This window comes from Pseudonocardia sp. CA-107938 (assembly GCF_050936315.1).
Lineage (GTDB): Bacteria > Actinomycetota > Actinomycetes > Mycobacteriales > Pseudonocardiaceae > Pseudonocardia.
In genome coordinates, this window is sequence record NZ_JBNJNA010000002.1 from 1,034,664 (window position 1) to 1,051,300 (window position 16,637).

Here is a 16,637-nt window from a genome sequence, read left to right on the forward strand (position 1 = left end):
CACGCTCGGGGGAATGAGCGTCGACGACCAGGTGTTGGCGGACGCGCCTCCCCGCCGGGTCGAGTCGCCTCCTGCTGCGCCGGCACCCGTCACCACGGCTCCTGCCGCAGGTGACCGGGGCTGGATCCTGCCCATGCTGGTGCTGGTCTCCGGCATGTTCATGTCGATCCTCGACACCACGATCGTCAACGTCGCCGTCGTCGACATCCAGCGCGACTTCGGCGCCACCACCGACCAGGTGCAGTGGATCGCCACGGCCTACACGCTGTCCGAGGGCGTCGTGGTGCCGGTCAGCGCGTGGCTGGGCCTGCGGTTCGGGATGAAGCGCGTCTACACCGTCGCGCTCGTGCTGTTCGCCGCCGGTTCGGTGCTGTGCGGGCTGGCGTGGAGCCTCGACTCGCTCGTCGCGTTCCGCGTCGTGCAGGCGATCCCGGGCGGCGTGCTGCCGGCGATCACGCTCACGATGGTCTACGCGCTGGTGCCGAAGGACAAGCTCGGCCAGGCCATGGGCATGTACGGGCTGGGCATCATCTTCGCGCCCGCCCTCGGGCCGGTCGTCGGCGGCTACCTCGTCGAGTACGTGAACTGGCGGTTGATCTTCTACATCAACCTGCCCATCGGCATCCTCGGTGCGCTCGCCGCCGTCTTCGTGCTGCCGAACTTCCCGACGGCGAAGGCCGGCAGGTTCGACTGGTGGGGCTTCGCCGCCATCGCGACGGCGCTCGGCACGCTCCTGCTCGCCCTGGAGGAGGGCAGCTCGTGGGGCTGGACGTCGGGCCGGATCGTCACGCTGTTCGCGGTGTCGGCCATCTCGCTCGCGCTGTTCGTGGTGATCGAGCTGGAGGTCGACGAGCCGCTGCTCGACGTGCGCGTGTTCCTGAGGTGGCCCTACACGAACTCGCTGCTGCTCATCTCGATCCTGGTGGCCGGCCTCTTCGCGGTGGTGTTCTACCTGCCGCTGTTCCTGCAGCAGGCGCAAGGGCTCGGCGCGTTCGACGCCGGGTTGGTGCTGCTGCCGCAGGCGCTGGCGATGGCGGTCGTCATGCCGATCGCCGGGCTGCTCTACGACAAGATCGGGCCGCGGTGGCCGGCCGTGGTCGGCCTCATGATCACTGCGCTGGGCACGTACCTGCTGCACGACATCACCATCGACACGTCGCGGTCGACCATCGTGTGGCTCCTGGTGCTGCGCGCCGTCGGGCTGGGCCTGGCGATGATGCCGATCATGACGGGTGGCGTCGCGGCGGTGCCGGAGCGGCTGGTGGCCGCGGCCAGCGCGTACAACAACGTGGTGCAGCGGGCGGCGCAGGCGTTCGGGCTGGCCGTGCTCACGGCGTTCATGACCGGGTGGCAGGCGTCGCTCATCAGCGGGCGCGGCGCGCTCGTGCCCGCCGGGACGCCGGCGACCGGCGCGGCCGCCCAGCAGGAGATGATGCACACCTACCAGCAGTACTCGCTGGCCCAGACCCAGGTGTTCGTGACCGCGCTCGACCAGCTCATGATCGTCACCGCCGTGCTCACCGGTCTCGGCGTGGTGCTGGCCCTGTTCCTGCGGTCCGGGAAGTCCGATCCCAACGCGCCGACGGTCATGGCCCACTGACGGGGAACTTCCCGCAACGCCCGCACGTCATAACGGACATGCTGCGCATCCTCGGTATCGCTCTCGTCGTCGTGGTCGGGCTGTGGCTCGTGTTCTCGGTGCTGGGGATCCTGGCCAAGCTCATCTTCTGGGCGATCCTGATCAGCGCGGTGGTGCTGCTGGGTGCCGGCGCGGTCGCCGCGGTCAAGCGGCGCCGCAGCGGCGCGATCCGTTAGCGGACGGTCCGCGGCGCTGCCGCGTCGTGGCAGGCCGGGGTGCTGCTCACCGAGCGGTCCGGTGGTCCCATGGTGCTCACCGCGCGCTGAGCCTGCGCGCGAGTACGGGGATCACCACCGCTGCCGGGACGAGGTGCAGCACGACGAGGGCGGTGACGGTCGCCGCGTCCGCCCCCGAGAGCGCGGGCGCGCCCAGCGAGAACGCGGTCAGCGCCACCGCCGTCCACACGAACCGCTCGGCGGGACGGGTGCTCCACCGCAGCAGCGCGGCCGCGATGACGAGCCCTGCGACGGAGAAGAACCCGGTCACCACCGCGAAGCCGGGCAACGGGATGGCCTCGCCCCCGTCCGGGATCTCGAAGTCGACGCCGACGGCCCGGGCGAGCGCGGCGACGAGGGTGGTGGCCACCACCGCCGACAGCGCGGCGGCCAGACCGGTGCCGGCGAGGCGCAGGTATGGGTGGGTCCCGGTGTCGTTCCTGCTGATCATGACGCGGCATCCGCCGGCAGCCGCTCCGGCAGCTCGAGCCGCGCGAACCGGTCGGCGTGGAACGTGGTGATCGCGCTGATCGCGCCGCCGGTGATGCGCAGGACGTCGAGCGTCAGGGGGAGGTACGCGCCCTCCGACTCCCGCCACAGGTAGAACGCGACGGCCGGCTGCCGGTTCACGGCGGTGCCGACGGCACGCAGGTGGCCCAGGTCGGCGAAGCCGTCGTCGATCCAGCCCGTGACCACCGCGTCGCGGCCGATCTGCAGGCCAGGGGTGGGTGGCATCGAGCACCGGACGTCGTCGCGCAGCAGTGCGGCGAGCCCGTCGATGTCGGTGGCGATGCTGGCGTCGGTGAACCGGCGCACCAGCTCGCGCGTCCCGGCGTCGGCGTCGCCGGTCCAGTCCTGCCGCTCGGCCGGCAGGTGTTCCCGCATGCCGGCGCGGGCCCGCTGCAGGGCGCTGTTCACGGAGTTGACGGAGTCGCCGAGGAGTTCCGCGACGTCCTTCGCGGGCCAGCCGAGCACGTCCCGCAGGATCAGCACCGCGCGCGGCCGCGGCGCGAGGTGCTGCACCGCGACCAGGTACGCCAGCTCGATCGTCTCCCGGGCGACGGCGACGGCCTCCGGCTGGTCGGCGCCCGCCGCGGGCAGCTCGTCGAGCAACCGGTCCGGGTAGGGCTGCAGCCACCGCACCTCGCCGCCGGTCGCCGGCTCCGGGCGGCTTCTGGCGAGCAGGTCCAGGCAGGCGTTGGTGGCGATCCGGTACAGCCACGCCCGGAACGTCGACCGCCCCTCGAAGGTCTCGCGCCGCCGCCAGGCCCGCAGGAACGTCTCCTGCACGGTGTCCTCGGCGTCCTCGAAGGAGCCGAGCATCCGGTAGCAGTGCACGTGCAGCTCCCGCCGGTGCCGCTGGGCCAGCCCTGTGAACGTCGGCTCGTCGACGTCGGCCAGCTCGCGCGTGTCCGCACCCATCACGCCATCCTCCCGGCTCATGGTGTTTCGTCGGAGGTGTGACGGGAGCGGGCGCGAGAACTCATCACGCCGTGCGGGCGACCTCCACCGCGCAGCGCCGCAACCGCTCCTGCCACCACGCGGCGCGCTCGGGTGCCATCGGCGGCACGCGCGTCGGGTCCGGCGGGGGCGGGGTGCGCGGCACCGGCAGGTAGCCGTCGACCGGACGCAGCGCGTGGGCGTCGTCGACGACGTCGCCGTCGAGCAGTGAGAGGGTGCCGAGCCCGCAGGCGAAGTCCAGTTCGGGGAGCGCCCCGGCGAGCGCCAGCTGGGCGGCCAGCCCCACGCTCGTCTCCAGCGCCGACGACACCACGCACGGCAGCCCGCACGCCTGCGCCACCTGCAGTGCACGGCGCACGCCGCCCAGGGGGGTGCACTTGATCACCGCGACGTCCGCGGCACCGGCCACGGCGACCGCCAGAGGGTCCTCGGCGCGGCGGATCGACTCGTCGGCGGCGATCCGCACGTCCACCCGGCGGCGCACGGCGGCGAGCTCGGCGACGGTCGCGCACGGCTGCTCGACGTACTCCAGCCCGCCGGCGGCCCGGTCCAGCGCGCGGATCGCGGCGGCGGCCTCGTCGACGTCCCACTTGCCGTTGGCGTCGACGCGGACCCGGCCGTCGGGTCCGAGCGCGTCACGCACCGCGGCGACCCGCTCCACGTCCTCGGCGAGGGCCGTCGGATGATCGGCCACCTTCACCTTCGCGGTGCGGCAGCCCGACGCCGCGACGATCGCGTGGGCGCGCTCCGGGCCGACGGCGGGCACGGTCGCGTTCACGGGGATGCGCTCGCGCACGGGCTCCGGCCAGCCGTCGGTGCTCTGCTCGATCGCCGTCGCGAGCCACCACGCCGACTCGGCGTCGCCGTACTCGGGGAACGGGCAGAACTCGCCCCATCCCGCCGGGCCCTCGATCAGCAGGCCCTCGCGCACCGTGATCCCGCGGAACCGGGTGCGCATCGGGATCGCGTAGGGAATCGTCACACGGCGATCGTAGGACTTTCTACACGGCGTAGAAACTGGCAGGGTGGGGTCATGGTCACCACGAAGAACCGCCGCGCCCTGCAGATCACCCTCGGCGTCCTGTCCGCGATCCCGGCACTGTCCGGTGGTGCCGGCGTGCTGGTGGGGCACCGCGCGCTGCCCGGCCCGGACCGGAGCGTCGTCGAGCCGTCCCTCGACAGCGAGTACCGCGTCACCAGCGCGTTCTTCCTCGCCGCTGCGCCCGTCATCTGGGCCTCCATCCCGAAGGTGGAGCAGGCCGCTGCGCCGCTGCGGGTCCTCGCCGCCGCGGGGTTCGTCGGCGGCATCGGCCGGCTCCTGTCGTGGCGCACCACCGGTCGCCCGCACCCCGCGTTCATCGCGGCCACGGTCCTGGAGCTGGTCGGGATGCCGGCGCTCGTCCTGTGGCAGGAACAGGTTCGCCGCGCCACCGCTTGACGCTCCATTACGGTGTTGCGCTATGCCGATCCTCGAGGTGCACCTGGTCGAGGGGACGCACACCTCGACCCAGCACACGGAGCTCCTGCGCACCCTCAGCGTGCGGTACGCGGAGCTGCTGGAGGCGCCCGTCGAGCGGGTGCGGGCCTACCTGACCCTGCACCGGCCCGAGCACTGGGTCGTGGGCGGCGAGCCGGGGAAGGCCGCCCCCTACTTCACGGCGCTCATGCTGGAGGGCAGGCCCGCGGAGCAGCGCGCTCGGGTGCTCGGGGCGCTCACCGACATCGTCGTCGACGTGCTCGGTGTCGAACGCCGGGACGTGCGCGGCCGGATCATCCAGGTGCCGCCGGAGGACTGGGGCATCGGCGGGGTGCCGGCCAGCGCCGCGCGCCGCGACGAGATCGCCGCCCGTAGCGCGTCATGACGTTCGACGACCTGGTCGAGGAGTTCGTCGGCCGGCCCGGGGTCACCCCGCCCGCCGCGCACGGCACCGGCTTCGGCTCGCACGCGCTCAAGGTCGACGGCCGGATCTTCGCGATGCACGTGCGCGATCACCTCGTGGTGAAGCTGCCCCGCGCCCGCGTCGTCGAGCTCGTCGCGGACGGCGTGGGCAGCCCCTTCGACGCCAACACGGGCACGCCGAAGAAGGAGTGGCTGACGGTGCTCGACGAGTCGGCGTGGCCCATCCTCGCAGCGGAGGCCTACGCCTTCGTCGGGAAGGCGCGCGCTGTGTGACGCGTCAGAAGATGCCTCGGCGCGCGCCCATGTCCAGCGCCAGCGTCGAGCCGAGCAGCGCGTCGGCCTCGGGGGCGAGCAGGGCAACGACGGCCCACGCCACCTCCTCCGGCGTGACGAGCCGGCCCAGCGGTGACTCCGCCGCCCGCTCCGCCAGCACCTCCTCGACCGCGATCCCGCGTTCGACGGCGGCGGCCTCCGCGAGGCCGCGCAGCCGCGGTGTGTCCGCCGGACCGGGTGCCACCAGGTGCGCGGTGACCCCGCGCGGCCCGTACGCGTCGGCGAGCTGGCGGACGAGGTTCGCCAGCGCCGCGTTCGTCACGCCGGCGGCGCACGCGTAGGGCGCAGGCTCGCTGCCGAAGTGCCCGCCGAGCGCGACGATCCGCGAACCGCGGGAGAGCTGCCCGTCCACGGCCCGGACCAGCCGCAGCAGCCCGCCGCACTTCAGCGCCACCGCCCGGCCCAACGCGTCCGGCTCGACGGTCGCGAGGGGTCCGGCCGCCGGCAGCCCCGCCGCCTGGACGACCATCCGCACCGGCCGCCCGTCCACGGCTGCGGCGATCGCGGCGATCGCGTCGTCGGACCCGATGTCTGCCCGGCAGTCCTCGGCGCCCCGCGCCACCCCGACGACGTCGAGCCCGGCGCTCCGCAGGCGGGTGGCGATCGCCGAGCCCAGCGCGCCCGACACCCCCACGACCACGGCCAGCCCGGTCACAGACCCAGCTCCCGCGCCGCCCGCCGGAACGCCGCGGCAGGCTCCCGCAGGTCCACCTCGACCGCGATCATGCCGGCCCGCTCCGCGCCCGCGATGTTCCACGGCATGTCGTCGACGAACACGACGTCGGCCGGGTCGACGTCCAGCGCCTTCGCGCCCAGCTCGAACGCACGCGGATCGGGCTTCAGCACCCCGGTCACCGAGGCGTCCACCACCGCGTCGAGGCCGGCGAGGAACGGCAGGTCGGCCAGCCCCGCCTCGCCGTGGAACGCGCGCAGGTCGTTGGTCAGTGCCCCGACGGGCCGCCCGGCCGCCCGCGCCGCAGCGACGAGCGCCACCGCTTCCGGCCGGACGACGTCGTCGACCTGCGTGTAGAGCGCGTCCATGAACTCGCGCAGCGACCAGTCACGGCCGATCGCGGTGCCGACCTCCGCGCAGCGGACGCGCCAGTACTCGCGCTCGCCGATCTCCGTCGCGATCATGCGATCCCACAGCGGATCGGGCGACATGCCGAGCGGCCCGCACCGCGCCGCGACCGCCCGCAGCCGCGGCTCCCGCTCGCCGAGCAGGCGGAGCAGCTCGTTCCCCGACACGAACGCCGTGCCGCCCAGGTCCAGCAGCAGTGCCTTCAATGCTCCGGCTCCGTCCCCACGAGCGCGCCGATCACGATCGTGCACGTCAGGCCGCAGGTGGCGCACCAGCACACCACGTGCCGGTCGGCCGCCACCCAGTACTCCTGCTGGAACGACGCGCCGTCGAGCGCGGCGCCGCAGCCGGGACAGAACGTCACATCCACGCCGGCACCGGGTCGCCGAACAGCTCCAGCACCTCGTCGCGGATGGGGGAGTAGCGCACGGAGCTCTCCCGCGTCCACAGCTGCCGGAACTCGACGGCCGACCCGAACTTGTCGCGCTCCATCGGCAGGTCGATCACGTCGTGCGGCTCCCGGTAGGTGCAGATCGGGTCTTCCCCGCGGGCCACGCGATCCATCTGCTCCGCGTAGAGCTTGCGCAGCATGATCACGCCGAGGTCGGAGCGGCCCAGGTGCTCCTTCGTGCGGTCGGAGATCCGGCCCTGCGTGATCCACGCGACGATGTCCTGCCCGTCGACGTAGTCGCGCAGCCACTCGCCCTGCTCGTCCTTCAGCGGCACCTCGTAGGTCGGGATCGTGTCCTGCGTCGGGGCGCCGCCGTCGGGGCGGTAGGTCTGGTACCAGACGTGCCAGGTGTTCTCGTCGTCGATCGGCACCCGGATCTGGAACGTGGCGAGCCCGGCCGCACCCACCCGCAGCATGTGCGGGAACACCAGCGGGTGCCCGACCTTCCAGTCCTCGTCCTCCTCGGTGTGCCCTTCCAGCACGCGGCGCTTGAGGATGCCGTGCTCGAACACCTCGAACGCCACCTTGATGTGCTTCTTCGTGACGAACGGGAGCGGGCCGCCGCCTCCCAGCTCCTTGAGGAACGAGCCGTAGCGCCCGTGCAGCCACTCGACGTGGTACGGGTCGACGGAGTTCTCCATGATCTGCACGAAGTTGCACGGCAGCTCGGCGTGGCCGATGTCGCGCCACGCGTCGTCCCACACGAACAGGTCGTAGCGGGGCAGCTCCGGCGCCGGCAGCGGGCCGAGGTAGGCGAACACCAGACCGCCCAGCTCCTGCACGGGATAGGCCTGGGTGCGGATCCGGTCCTTGAACGTGGAGTCGGCGGGCTCGCCGGGCTGCTCCAGGCACTGCCCGGTCTCGTCGAAGCGCCAACCGTGGTAGCCGCACCGCAGGCCCTCCTGCTCGGTGCAGCCCAGCCACAGCGCGGCGCGGCGGTGCGGGCACTGCTCGGCGAGCAGGCCGACGGTGCCGTTGCCGTCGCGGTAGAGGACGAGGTCCTCGCCGAGCAGCCGGCGCTTCACGGGCACGCGGGTGGCCATGTCCCAGGTGCCGACCGGCCACCAGTAGCGGCGCAGCAGCTCTCCCATGGGCGTGCCCCGTCCGACGCGGGTGAGCCGCTCGTTCTTCTCCGCGCTCAGCATGCGCCACACCGTAGGAAGCGTTCGTGACCTGCGGGAAGGTGATCGTTCGGCACGGCAGAACACCGGTGTGGTGTTCGGCAGGCGCGAACGGCCGGGTTGATCCGGGGTGTGTCCGCTGTCACGGTCGCCCGAACGACCGGAGACCCTGGAGGTCCGATGCCCGACGTCGTCCCCGTAGAGCCCTACACCGGTGAGTGGTACCCCGGGTACCGACCGGAGTTCTTCGACTTCCCCTACGTCGTCGACGCCCCGTCGCCGTTCAAGGCGGGTGACGAGAACGCGTTCTGGTTCCTCGACTTCCACTGGACACGTGGCCTCACCCCGCTCGCGGCCACCCTGTGGAGCGCCGACGGCTACTGCCACGGCACGCAGAGCGCGTCGGAGAACCTGCCGCTGCCGCCCGGCCGCGGCGTGACCTGCCGGTTCGCCGGCACCCACCTCTACGGGTCGCCGATCCCGGAGGAGGACCCCCGCGAGATCGGGGCCCGCGCGCAGCGGCTGGGCACCAACCTGCCGCACTTCCTGCAGAACTACGACGCGATCTGGAACGCCGGACGCGACGAGCTGGAAGCCACCTGGGACTACTTCCAGGGCCTGGACCTCACGCAGACGAAGGCCGAGGAGTTCCCGTTCCTGCTCCGGCAGGCGCGCCGCTACCACAAGCGCGCCATGGAGATCCACTTCGCGGTGATGTACCCGATGCTGGTCAACTTCCTCGGCTTCTACGGCTCGTGCGCCGAGCTGGGCATCGACACCAGCCAGGTCGGCAAGTTCCTCCAGGGTGAGGACACCAAGATCATGGAGCTGGACCGCGAGCTGTACGGGCTCGCGATCAAGGCCCGCCAGGCCGGGCTCGCGCAGGTCTTCGCCGACAACGAGCCGCAGAACCTGCGCCAGGCGCTCTCGGCCCACGGCGGCTCCGCGTCGCAGTGGCTCACCGACTTCGACGACTGGTTGCAGGTGTGGGGCCACCGCACCGACGCGACGTGCGACGTCGGCGTGCCCAGCTGGATCGAGGACAACACCAACGCGTTCGGCAACATCAAGACGTTCCTCATGAAGGACACCGACCACGACTTCGCGGCCGCCGCCCGCAACGCGCTCGCCGAGCGCGACGCCGCCATCGACGCGGCCCGGTCCGGCCTCACCCGCGAGGAGCAGGCCGTCTTCGACGGCGGGCTCGCCGCCAACCAGGCCGCGAACTTCCCCTGGTGGCAGGACGACCACAACTTCTACATCGACCTCAAGGTGATGCTGCCGCTGCGGCACGCGTGCCAGGAGCTCGCCTCCCGGGTGGGCGCTGACGACAGGAACGACCTGCTCTACCTGTTCTGGCCGGAGCTGCTCGACGTCGCCGGCGGCAAGCCGTACTCGGGCGAGCTGAAGAGCCTGGTCGCCGACCGGCGCCAGTACTTCGACCACTGGCACGGCAAGCGCTCGGAGATGCCCAAGGTGCTCGGCACGATCCCCGAGTCCGTCGAGGACCCGGTGCTGATCGAGATCTTCGGCATCAACCCCGGCTCGTTGAAGGCGGTGCAGAACCCGGACGCCGCGGCGCAGACGACGTTGCCCGGCGTGGCTGCGGCCAAGGGGCAGGCCGTCGGGGTGGCGCGGGTGCTGCAGAGCTCCGACGAGCTGCACCGCCTCGCGCCGGGCGAGATCCTGGTGTGCGAGTCGACCTCGCCCAACTGGACCCCGGCGTTCGGCAAGATCGCCGGCGCCGTGTGCGACGGCGGCGGCATGCTCAGCCACGCCGCCATCGTCGGACGCGAGTACGGCGTGCCGACGGTGACCGCCGTCGGCGTCGCCACGCTGGCGATCCAGGACGGCGACACCGTCGAGGTGGACGGCACGAACGGCAAGGTGACCATCCTCAAGCGCGCCGCGGACTTGGCCGAATGACGGGAACTCTTGTGGGAACCGACTCCATCGTCTGGGTCGACGAGGTCGATCCGGCCACGGCGGTGGCCGTGGCCGGGTCGAAGATGGGGCGCCTCGCCGAGCTGCACCGGATCGGCGTTCTGGTGCCGCAGGGGTTCGCCGTCACCGTCGAGGCGTACCGGCGGCACTGCGCCGAGTCCGGCCTGGACGGGCGGATCGAGCAGGTGCTCGCCGATCTCGGCACCGATCCGGCCGAGCGGGAGGTGGAGCAGGCCTCGGCGACGATCCGGGGCCTGTTCGCCGCCACCGCCATGACACCGCAGCTCGAGGCGGAGATCGTCGCGGCGTACGAGGAGCTGTCGGACCGGTGCGTCGAGGTCAACCCGCCCACGGCGGTCCGCTCGTCGGCCACCGGTGAGGACGCCGCCGACGCCAGCTTCGCCGGCATCTTCGACACCTACCTCGGCATCTCCGGTCCGCAGCGGGTGCTCGACGCGGTGCGGGCCTGCTGGGGCTCCCTGTTCACCGGACGGGCACTGGCCTACCGGCTGCGCAAGGGCATCAGCCACCACGACATGCCGATCGCCGTCGGCGTGATCGAGCTGATCCACGCCCGCTCGTCCGGCGTGGCGTTCTCCGTGCACCCGGTCACCGGCAAGGCCGACCGGATCGTCATCGAGACGTCGTGGGGGTGGGGCGAGGCCATCGTGCAGGGGCTCGTCGACCCCGACCACGTCGAGGTCGGCAAGACCGACGACCGGATCCTCCGCTACGACATCGCCCACAAGAAGACCGTGTCGGCGTTCGACTTCGCCGAGGGCCGCGTCACCGAGGTCGCGATGCCGGAACGGCTGGCCGACCGCCAGGTCCTCGACGTGGAGCAGGTCGTCGCGATCACCGAGGCCGTGAAGGCGATCGAGGCGCACTACGGCTACCCCGTCGACGTCGAGTGGGTGATCTCGCGGCACCGCCGCGCGGGCGACCCGATCTGCATCGTGCAGACCCGCCCGGTCACTGTGACCAGCGCGCAGGCCGCCCCGGCCGCCTACGACCCGGTTGCCTTGGCGCAGAAGTACGTGTTCAGCGGGAAGCCGATCCCGGGCCGCTGACCCTCCGTGACCACGGCCCGCCCGCGGTACGCGTCGAGAACGAACTTGTGGTGATCAACAGGCCCTGTTGATCACCACAACGTCGTTCTCGACGCGGAAGCGGGGCGGGGACCGTAACAGGGAGTGATCGTCAGGTCTGCGTCCACGGGCCGAAGCCGCCGATGCGGTCGACCGCGATGTGCACGACCCGGCCGGGCGGGGCGTCGGGGGCGAGGGGGAACTGCGCGTCGGGGCCGCCGTAGACCTTCACCAGCCGCTGGAGCAGCGCGCCGGCGCCGCCGTCGGTGATCGTCGCGGTGCCGTACACGACGAGGTACTCCTGCATCCCGATCGCGTTGCGGCCCTCACCCTGCAGCGACAGGACGACGCGGGGGTCGCGTTCCAGGTTGCGGATCTTGGCGTTGCGGGGGATGTGCGCCATGACGATCCGCTCGCCGTCCGGGGTGTCCTCCACGCCCACCCAGACGGCGCTGACCTGCGGGCTTCCGTCGGCGTTGAGGGTGACGCAGTGGGCGAGTGCGCCGGAGGTGAGCAGGGCGCGGGCGGAGTCGGGGAGCGTGGTCACCGCGGAAGCCTACGGCTGCCCCGATCCGCGGGCTGCGGCCCGCGATGGTAGGCATCGCAGGTGCGAGTCATCACGCAGCTGACGACCGGCGGGCCGGAGGTCCTGGAGCTGGGCGAGGCGCCGGTGCCCGAGCCGGGTCCGACGGAGATCCGGGTTCGGGTGGGCGCCGCGGGGGTCAACCCGGTCGACTGGAAGACCCGCGCGGGCAAGGGCATGGCGGCCGTGCTGGGCCCGCCGCCGTTCACCGTGGGCTGGGACGTCGCCGGCACCGTCGACGCCGTCGGGCCGGGCGTCACCCGGTTCTCCGTCGGCGACGCCGTGTTCGGGATGCCGTGGTTCCCGCGCCAGGCCGCCGCGTACGCCGAGTTCGTGACGGCGCCGTCGCGGCACTTCGCGCACCGGCCGGCACGGCTGTCCACCGTGGAGGCGGCGGCGCTGCCGCTGGCCGGGCTCACGGCGTGGCAGGCGCTGGTCGACGTGGCCGGGGTGCAGGAGGGGCAGCGGGTGCTGGTGCACGCCGCGGCCGGCGGGGTGGGTCACCTCGCGGTGCAGATCGCGAAGGCGCGCGGCGCGTACGTCATCGGCACGGCGTCGGTGGGCAAGCACAACCTGCTGCACGACCTGGGCATCGACGAGGCCGTCGACTACCGCGCCGAGTCGTTCGAGCAGGCGATCGAGCCGGTGGATCTGGTGCTGGACCTGATCGGCGGGGAGGTCGCGACCCGGTCGCTGGACGTGCTCGCGCCGGACGGGCGGATGGTCACGATCCCGTCGGCCACCGCTGCCGAGGCGGTCGCCGCCGCCACCGATCGGGGGCTGCGGGCCACCGGCATGATCGTGGAGCCGGACGCGTCAGGGTTGGAGCACCTGTCCGCGCTCGTCGACCAGCGCAGGTTGCGGGTGCTGGTGGCCGAGACGTTCCCGCTGGAACGCGCCCGGCACGCGCACCGGGCCGGGGAGCTGGGGCACACCACCGGCAAGCTCGTGCTGACGGTCTGACGATGAGCACGGCGATGACGGCGTCGCGGGCGCTGCTGCGGCTGCTGAACCGCCGTCCGAGCGGCGACCTGGAGTCCGAGCTGCGCGGTCGCGCGTACCCGCCGCCTGCGCCGGTGCCGCGGGCGGTGCTCGCCCGCTTCGACGTGACCGAGTCCACGGTGGCCGGCATCCCGGTGATCCGGCTCGTCCCGCGCACCGGGCAGAGCGGGCAGCACCTGATCTACACCCACGGCGGCGCGTACGTGCGGCCGCTGCTCGGGGCGCACTGGCACATGATCGTCGCCGCGACGCTCGGCACGGGTGCGACGGTGACGGTGCCGCTGTACCGGCTGGCGCCCGAGTCCTGCGCCGCGGAGGCGTACCCGGCGCTGCGGGCCGTGTACGAGCAGGTTTCCGCGGAGGCGGACGGGGTGACGCTCGCCGGCGACTCGGCGGGTGGCGGGCTGGCGCTGGGCCAGGCGATCGACCACCGCGACCGGGGCCTCCCGCCGGCCCGGCAGGTGGTGCTGTTCGCGCCGTGGCTCGACCTGGAGCTGCGTCACCCCGGTATCGCCCCGCTGCAGCCGCTCGACGCGATGCTGGAGGTGGACAGGCTGCGGGTGGCCGGCCGGCTGTGGGCCCGGGACCAGGATCCGCAGGACCCGCTGCTCAGCCCGATCCGGGCCGATCTCGCCGGGCTGCCGCCGGTGCACCTGTTCCAAGGCGGGCACGACATCCTCGCCGCGGACGCCCGTGACCTCGCGGTGCGCCTGCGGGCCGCCGGCAACACCGGCACCGCGACGTGGGCCGACGGGGGCTTCCACGTCTACGTCGCCGCGACCTGGACACCCGAGTCGCGTGCGGCGTTCACGCAGGTCCGGGCGTTGTTGGCCGGCTGAGCCGGGCACTCGCCCGCGCCGCGGCCGTGATCACGGCGGCACGGATGCGGGTGAGCGTCGCCGGGGCGGCCCGGTCTGTCGGCGCGGCGACCGACAGCGCCGCGACGACCGTGCCCGAACCGTCGCGCACCGGGGCGCCGACCGACACCACGCCGACCCGCGACTCCTCCCGGTTCTCCGCCCACCCCCGCTCCGCGACCTCCCGCAACCGGGCCCGCAGCGTGCGCGGGTCGACGATCGTGAACGGGGTGACGCGCTCGGGCGTCCACGCCGCCAACCGCGCGTCCAGCTCGGCCGGTGGGAGCGCGGCGAGCAGCACCTTCCCGGTGCTCGTCGTGGGCGCGGGCAGCCGGGTGCCGACGCGGGCGAAGATGCGCACGGTGTGCGGGCTCTCCAGGCGGTCGACGTAGACCGACTCCAGGCCGTCGAGCACGGCGAGCTGCACGGTCTCGCCCGTGTCGGCGCGCAGCACCGCCATCACCGGCAGCGCGGCCTCGTGCAGGTCCGGCTTCGGTCCGGCGATGGCGCCGATGTCGTACATCGCGAGGCCCAGCCGGTAACGCCCGGACCGGCCGCGGTCGAGCAGCCGCTCCGCCGTGAGGGTGGCGAGCATGCGGTGCACGGTGCTGGTGGACAGGTCCAGCCGCCGCGCCAGCTCGGAGACGCCCAGCTCCCGGTCGGTGCGGGAGAACTCCTTGAGCAGCCGCGCGGCGTTGCGCACCGAGGTGAGCTGCGGCTTTCCCTCCATGCGGGAAGGATTCCTTGTCGGCCGCGCAGGCGCTACCTACGGTTCCCGCTACCCGAACCGGAGGACCGCCCATGCTGACCGCCGAGCAGAACGACGAGCTGACCCAGGTCGAGGCGGGCACGCCGATGGGGGAGGTGCTGCGCCGCTACTGGTACCCGGTGGCGTTCACGCGCGAGCTCGCCGAGTTCCCCGTCAAGCGCGTCGAGCTGCTGGGTGACTTCTTCGCGTTGTGGCGCTCCCCGTCCGGCCGGTACGGGATCATCCCCGAGCCGTGCCCGCACCGGAAGGCGTCGATGGCGTACGGCGTCGTCGAGGCCGACGGGCTGCGCTGCCCGTACCACGGCTGGAAGTTCGATACCGACGGCGCGTGCACCGACCAGCCCGCGGAGAAGGAGAACACCAACTTCCAGAACCGGGTACGCGCGACCGCGGGCAAGGTCGAGGAGCTGGGCGGGCTGGTCTGGGCGTACGTCGGGCCCGACCCGGCGCCGCTGCTGCCGCGCTTCGACGTCTACGTGATGGACGGGTTCCGCGACACCGGCTGGGCCGACCTGCCGTGCAACTACGTGCAGATCATGGAGAACGCGGTCGACCCGCACCACGTCGAGTGGCTGCACGGGCGGTACTTCGAGTTCGTCGGACGACACGAGGGCTTCACCGCGCCGGCGTCGTTCGGCAAGGAGCACCAGCGCATCGGTTTCGACGCGTTCGAGTGGGGGATCATCAAGCGCCGCGTGCTGAAGGGCGCCAGCGAGGACAACGACGACTGGAAGGTCGGGCACCCGCTGGTCTTCCCGTACAACATGCGCGTCGGCGGCGGCGGGATCCACCAGATGCAGATCAGGGTGCCGGTCAACCGCACCACCACCCGGTTCATGCTCTACACGGTGCACGCGCCGGAGGGCTACGAGCCGGTCGAGCAGGCATCGGTGCCCGACTACCAGATCCCCGTGTTCGACGAGCGCGGCCGGCACGTCACCAACTACGTCGAGGGCCAGGACATCATGGCCTGGGTGACGCAGGGGAGGATCACCGACCGCACCACGGAGCACCTGGGCCGCAGCGACATCGGGGTGGCGATGCTGCGCAAGATGTTCCGCGAGCAGATGGCCCGCGTCGCGAGGGGCGAGGACCCGCTCGGCACGATCCGCGAGCCGCACGAGCGCATCGACCTGCCGTGCGAGAAGGACAAGTTCCACGCCGGCGGCGCCCAGTTCGCCCTCGACTTCTGCGACATGGGATCCACCCGGTTCTCGCCGGTGCTCGACACCATCAAGAAGATCCACGTGCGGGCCGCGGAGCGGGTCGGCAAGGACAAGGCGGCCGGCCGTGCGTCGTTCGTCCCGGTCGGCGGGTTCGGAGGTGCGACGCTGGCGCCGGGCGTGTCGGCCCAGGTCGACTCGGGCCCGCCGCGATGACGGAGCCGTGGCGGCCGATCGTCGACCGCCGGTTCGCCGCCGACGCCGAGGCGCACCGCCGTGACGCGCCCCGGTTCTGCCCGAGGTGCGCGACGGCGCTGGCGCTGGCGTCGGAGTTCTGGGAGGCCGACGACCGGCGGTTCTACTGCGCGTGCACCGGGTGCGGCTGGTCGGGGGAGATCATCCCGACGGGGGACGGGGTGCTGGGGCACGAGCCGGAGCACTGACCGGGACCTCGCCCGAGCTGCGGACGAGCCACGCACCGGCAGCCGCGACCGCGAGTCCGAGCGCCGCGCCGTACGGCGGCACGCCGGCCCGCCACGACAGCACCCCGCCGACCGCCACGAGCAGCGCGATCGCACGGGGGTAGCGCCGACCGCGGGCCATGGACGCGCCGAACAGCACCCAGCCCAGCGCGCACAGCCCGTACGAGAGGACGGCGCCGACCTGCAGGATCGGCGTGGCACCCACCGTGAACACCTGCGGGGCCACGTCGGCCAGCCACGGCGCGGCGAACCCGTCGAACCACATGTCGCCGGCCATCGTCACCGTGCCGAGCACCGCGGCCGCGAACCCGACCGTCCCGAACGCACCCGCGTCGGTGCGGTGGTGGGAGTGCAGGGCGATCACCGCGAACACGAGGCCGCAGAGGCCGAAGAAGTACGCCGCGTTGACCGCGCGGTTGACCGGGTCGAGCAGGGCCGTCACGCGGTCGTCGGCGAGCAGGATCGGCAGCCTGCCGAGATCAAGGGCCGCGAGGAGCAGCCCGGCCGCGACCGCGACCGCGCCTGCGCGGCTGGTGGACATCTCCATC

General features: G+C 72.8%; 21 protein-coding genes. 11 read left to right on the forward strand and 10 right to left on the reverse strand.

Going from position 1 to position 16,637, the window contains the following annotated elements; all coding sequences use genetic code 11:
* The first annotated feature begins 13 nt into the window (after positions 1-13).
* Together ACQEVB_RS37795 and ACQEVB_RS37800 are read left to right on the forward strand one after the other, a co-directional pair.
* Positions 14-1,600 carry an MDR family MFS transporter gene (locus ACQEVB_RS37795; protein ID WP_432983661.1) on the forward strand — a complete coding sequence of 529 codons (1,587 nt, stop codon included), beginning with the start codon at positions 14-16 and terminating at the stop codon, positions 1,598-1,600.
* 38 nt (positions 1,601-1,638) lie between these two features.
* Positions 1,639-1,815, forward strand: a complete 177-nt coding sequence (locus ACQEVB_RS37800) for a hypothetical protein (protein WP_432983664.1) — start codon at positions 1,639-1,641, stop codon at positions 1,813-1,815.
* 76 nt (positions 1,816-1,891) lie between these two features.
* On the opposite strand, the gene ACQEVB_RS37805 is transcribed toward ACQEVB_RS37800, so the two are convergent.
* From ACQEVB_RS37805 to ACQEVB_RS37815, 3 genes are all read right to left on the reverse strand, one after another.
* Positions 1,892-2,305 carry a DUF6069 family protein gene (locus ACQEVB_RS37805; protein ID WP_432983667.1) on the reverse strand — a complete coding sequence of 138 codons (414 nt, stop codon included), beginning with the start codon at positions 2,303-2,305 and terminating at the stop codon, positions 1,892-1,894.
* Positions 2,302-3,276 carry an RNA polymerase subunit sigma-70 gene (locus ACQEVB_RS37810; RefSeq protein ID WP_432983670.1) on the reverse strand — a complete coding sequence of 325 codons (975 nt, stop codon included), beginning with the start codon at positions 3,274-3,276 and terminating at the stop codon, positions 2,302-2,304. The genes ACQEVB_RS37805 and ACQEVB_RS37810 overlap by 4 nt, the downstream gene beginning before the upstream one ends.
* A gap of 64 nt (positions 3,277-3,340) precedes the next feature.
* The gene (locus tag ACQEVB_RS37815) at positions 3,341-4,273 is read right to left on the reverse strand and encodes an o-succinylbenzoate synthase (protein ID WP_432985502.1); all 933 of its coding nucleotides are present in this window, start codon (positions 4,271-4,273) and stop codon (positions 3,341-3,343) included.
* Between the two features lie 75 nt (positions 4,274-4,348).
* Between ACQEVB_RS37815 and ACQEVB_RS37820 the strand changes: the two genes are divergently transcribed.
* Genes ACQEVB_RS37820 through ACQEVB_RS37830 form a run of 3 tightly spaced genes read left to right on the forward strand, consistent with a single transcriptional unit; the run spans position 4,349 to position 5,488 of the window.
* Complete coding sequence (locus tag ACQEVB_RS37820; protein WP_432983673.1) at positions 4,349-4,753, forward strand: DUF4345 domain-containing protein; 405 nt, start codon at positions 4,349-4,351, stop codon at positions 4,751-4,753.
* 22 nt (positions 4,754-4,775) lie between these two features.
* Positions 4,776-5,177 carry a tautomerase family protein gene (locus ACQEVB_RS37825; protein ID WP_432983676.1) on the forward strand — a complete coding sequence of 134 codons (402 nt, stop codon included), beginning with the start codon at positions 4,776-4,778 and terminating at the stop codon, positions 5,175-5,177.
* Positions 5,174-5,488 carry a hypothetical protein gene (locus ACQEVB_RS37830; RefSeq protein ID WP_432983679.1) on the forward strand — a complete coding sequence of 105 codons (315 nt, stop codon included), beginning with the start codon at positions 5,174-5,176 and terminating at the stop codon, positions 5,486-5,488. Before ACQEVB_RS37825 ends, ACQEVB_RS37830 begins: the two co-directional genes overlap by 4 nt.
* 4 nt (positions 5,489-5,492) lie before the next feature.
* On the opposite strand, the gene ACQEVB_RS37835 is transcribed toward ACQEVB_RS37830, so the two are convergent.
* From ACQEVB_RS37835 to ACQEVB_RS37850, 4 genes are read right to left on the reverse strand one after another with little or no spacing between them, the layout of a single operon-like run.
* A complete protein-coding gene (locus tag ACQEVB_RS37835) occupies positions 5,493-6,203 on the reverse strand; it encodes an SDR family oxidoreductase (RefSeq protein WP_432983681.1) in 711 nt (236 codons plus the stop codon).
* Positions 6,200-6,835 (reverse strand): HAD family hydrolase, encoded by a 636-nt coding sequence (locus tag ACQEVB_RS37840; RefSeq protein WP_432983684.1) that lies wholly within the window; start codon positions 6,833-6,835, stop codon positions 6,200-6,202. Before ACQEVB_RS37840 ends, ACQEVB_RS37835 begins: the two co-directional genes overlap by 4 nt.
* Complete coding sequence (locus ACQEVB_RS37845; RefSeq protein ID WP_432983687.1) at positions 6,832-6,999, reverse strand: hypothetical protein; 168 nt, start codon at positions 6,997-6,999, stop codon at positions 6,832-6,834. The genes ACQEVB_RS37840 and ACQEVB_RS37845 overlap by 4 nt, the downstream gene beginning before the upstream one ends.
* Positions 6,990-8,225: a Rieske 2Fe-2S domain-containing protein gene (locus ACQEVB_RS37850; RefSeq protein WP_432983690.1), complete on the reverse strand. Its 1,236-nt coding sequence runs from the start codon at positions 8,223-8,225 to the stop codon at positions 6,990-6,992. The genes ACQEVB_RS37845 and ACQEVB_RS37850 overlap by 10 nt, the downstream gene beginning before the upstream one ends.
* Before the next feature lie 156 nt (positions 8,226-8,381).
* Here ACQEVB_RS37850 and ACQEVB_RS37855 point away from each other — a divergent pair, with 156 nt between their 5' ends.
* Together ACQEVB_RS37855 and ACQEVB_RS37860 are read left to right on the forward strand one after the other, a co-directional pair.
* On the forward strand, positions 8,382-10,127 hold the full coding sequence (locus ACQEVB_RS37855; protein WP_432983693.1) for a PEP-utilizing enzyme: 1,746 nt from the start codon (positions 8,382-8,384) through the stop codon (positions 10,125-10,127).
* Between the two features lie 11 nt (positions 10,128-10,138).
* Positions 10,139-11,215, forward strand: a complete 1,077-nt coding sequence (locus ACQEVB_RS37860; RefSeq protein WP_432983696.1) for a PEP/pyruvate-binding domain-containing protein — start codon at positions 10,139-10,141, stop codon at positions 11,213-11,215.
* 130 nt (positions 11,216-11,345) lie between these two features.
* Here ACQEVB_RS37860 and ACQEVB_RS37865 read toward each other — a convergent pair whose 3' ends face one another.
* Complete coding sequence (locus ACQEVB_RS37865) at positions 11,346-11,780, reverse strand: TIGR03618 family F420-dependent PPOX class oxidoreductase (protein ID WP_432983699.1); 435 nt, start codon at positions 11,778-11,780, stop codon at positions 11,346-11,348.
* Between the two features lie 60 nt (positions 11,781-11,840).
* Here ACQEVB_RS37865 and ACQEVB_RS37870 point away from each other — a divergent pair, with 60 nt between their 5' ends.
* Positions 11,841-12,779: an NADP-dependent oxidoreductase gene (locus ACQEVB_RS37870; RefSeq protein WP_432983702.1), complete on the forward strand. Its 939-nt coding sequence runs from the start codon at positions 11,841-11,843 to the stop codon at positions 12,777-12,779.
* A 2-nt stretch (positions 12,780-12,781) separates the two neighbouring features.
* Entirely contained in the window at positions 12,782-13,657 is an 876-nt protein-coding gene (locus ACQEVB_RS37875; RefSeq protein WP_432983705.1) for an alpha/beta hydrolase fold domain-containing protein, read from the forward strand.
* Here ACQEVB_RS37875 and ACQEVB_RS37880 read toward each other — a convergent pair.
* The gene (locus tag ACQEVB_RS37880; RefSeq protein WP_432983708.1) at positions 13,626-14,405 is read right to left on the reverse strand and encodes an IclR family transcriptional regulator; all 780 of its coding nucleotides are present in this window, start codon (positions 14,403-14,405) and stop codon (positions 13,626-13,628) included. The two genes, ACQEVB_RS37875 and ACQEVB_RS37880, sit on opposite strands and share 32 nt — an antisense overlap.
* Positions 14,406-14,476: 71 nt before the next feature.
* Here ACQEVB_RS37880 and ACQEVB_RS37885 point away from each other — a divergent pair, with 71 nt between their 5' ends.
* Positions 14,477-15,823 carry a Rieske 2Fe-2S domain-containing protein gene (locus ACQEVB_RS37885; protein ID WP_432983711.1) on the forward strand — a complete coding sequence of 449 codons (1,347 nt, stop codon included), beginning with the start codon at positions 14,477-14,479 and terminating at the stop codon, positions 15,821-15,823.
* Complete coding sequence (locus ACQEVB_RS37890; protein ID WP_432983714.1) at positions 15,820-16,050, forward strand: hypothetical protein; 231 nt, start codon at positions 15,820-15,822, stop codon at positions 16,048-16,050. Before ACQEVB_RS37885 ends, ACQEVB_RS37890 begins: the two co-directional genes overlap by 4 nt.
* On the opposite strand, the gene ACQEVB_RS37895 is transcribed toward ACQEVB_RS37890, so the two are convergent.
* Positions 16,004-16,636 (reverse strand): hypothetical protein, encoded by a 633-nt coding sequence (locus ACQEVB_RS37895; protein ID WP_432983717.1) that lies wholly within the window; start codon positions 16,634-16,636, stop codon positions 16,004-16,006. The genes ACQEVB_RS37890 and ACQEVB_RS37895 overlap by 47 nt on opposite strands.
* Between the last annotated feature and the right edge of the window lies 1 nt (position 16,637).

Excerpts from the sequence above, each read along its gene's own strand:
- ACQEVB_RS37815 (WP_432985502.1), bottom strand. The coding sequence starts at position 4,273 with ATGCGCACCCGGTTCCGCGGGATCACGGTGCGCGAGGGCCTGCTGATC.
- ACQEVB_RS37805 (WP_432983667.1), bottom strand. The coding sequence starts at position 2,305 with ATGATCAGCAGGAACGACACCGGGACCCACCCATACCTGCGCCTCGCC.
- ACQEVB_RS37820 (WP_432983673.1), top strand. The coding sequence starts at position 4,349 with ATGGTCACCACGAAGAACCGCCGCGCCCTGCAGATCACCCTCGGCGTC.
- ACQEVB_RS37825 (WP_432983676.1), top strand. The coding sequence starts at position 4,776 with ATGCCGATCCTCGAGGTGCACCTGGTCGAGGGGACGCACACCTCGACC.
- ACQEVB_RS37855 (WP_432983693.1), top strand. The coding sequence starts at position 8,382 with ATGCCCGACGTCGTCCCCGTAGAGCCCTACACCGGTGAGTGGTACCCC.
- ACQEVB_RS37830 (WP_432983679.1), top strand. The coding sequence starts at position 5,174 with ATGACGTTCGACGACCTGGTCGAGGAGTTCGTCGGCCGGCCCGGGGTC.
- ACQEVB_RS37890 (WP_432983714.1), top strand. The coding sequence starts at position 15,820 with ATGACGGAGCCGTGGCGGCCGATCGTCGACCGCCGGTTCGCCGCCGAC.
- ACQEVB_RS37850 (WP_432983690.1), bottom strand. The coding sequence starts at position 8,225 with ATGCTGAGCGCGGAGAAGAACGAGCGGCTCACCCGCGTCGGACGGGGC.
- ACQEVB_RS37800 (WP_432983664.1), top strand. The coding sequence starts at position 1,639 with ATGCTGCGCATCCTCGGTATCGCTCTCGTCGTCGTGGTCGGGCTGTGG.
- ACQEVB_RS37895 (WP_432983717.1), bottom strand. The coding sequence starts at position 16,636 with ATGGAGATGTCCACCAGCCGCGCAGGCGCGGTCGCGGTCGCGGCCGGG.
- ACQEVB_RS37875 (WP_432983705.1), top strand. The coding sequence starts at position 12,782 with ATGAGCACGGCGATGACGGCGTCGCGGGCGCTGCTGCGGCTGCTGAAC.
- ACQEVB_RS37880 (WP_432983708.1), bottom strand. The coding sequence starts at position 14,405 with ATGGAGGGAAAGCCGCAGCTCACCTCGGTGCGCAACGCCGCGCGGCTG.
- ACQEVB_RS37810 (WP_432983670.1), bottom strand. The coding sequence starts at position 3,276 with ATGGGTGCGGACACGCGCGAGCTGGCCGACGTCGACGAGCCGACGTTC.
- ACQEVB_RS37885 (WP_432983711.1), top strand. The coding sequence starts at position 14,477 with ATGCTGACCGCCGAGCAGAACGACGAGCTGACCCAGGTCGAGGCGGGC.
- ACQEVB_RS37795 (WP_432983661.1), top strand. The coding sequence starts at position 14 with ATGAGCGTCGACGACCAGGTGTTGGCGGACGCGCCTCCCCGCCGGGTC.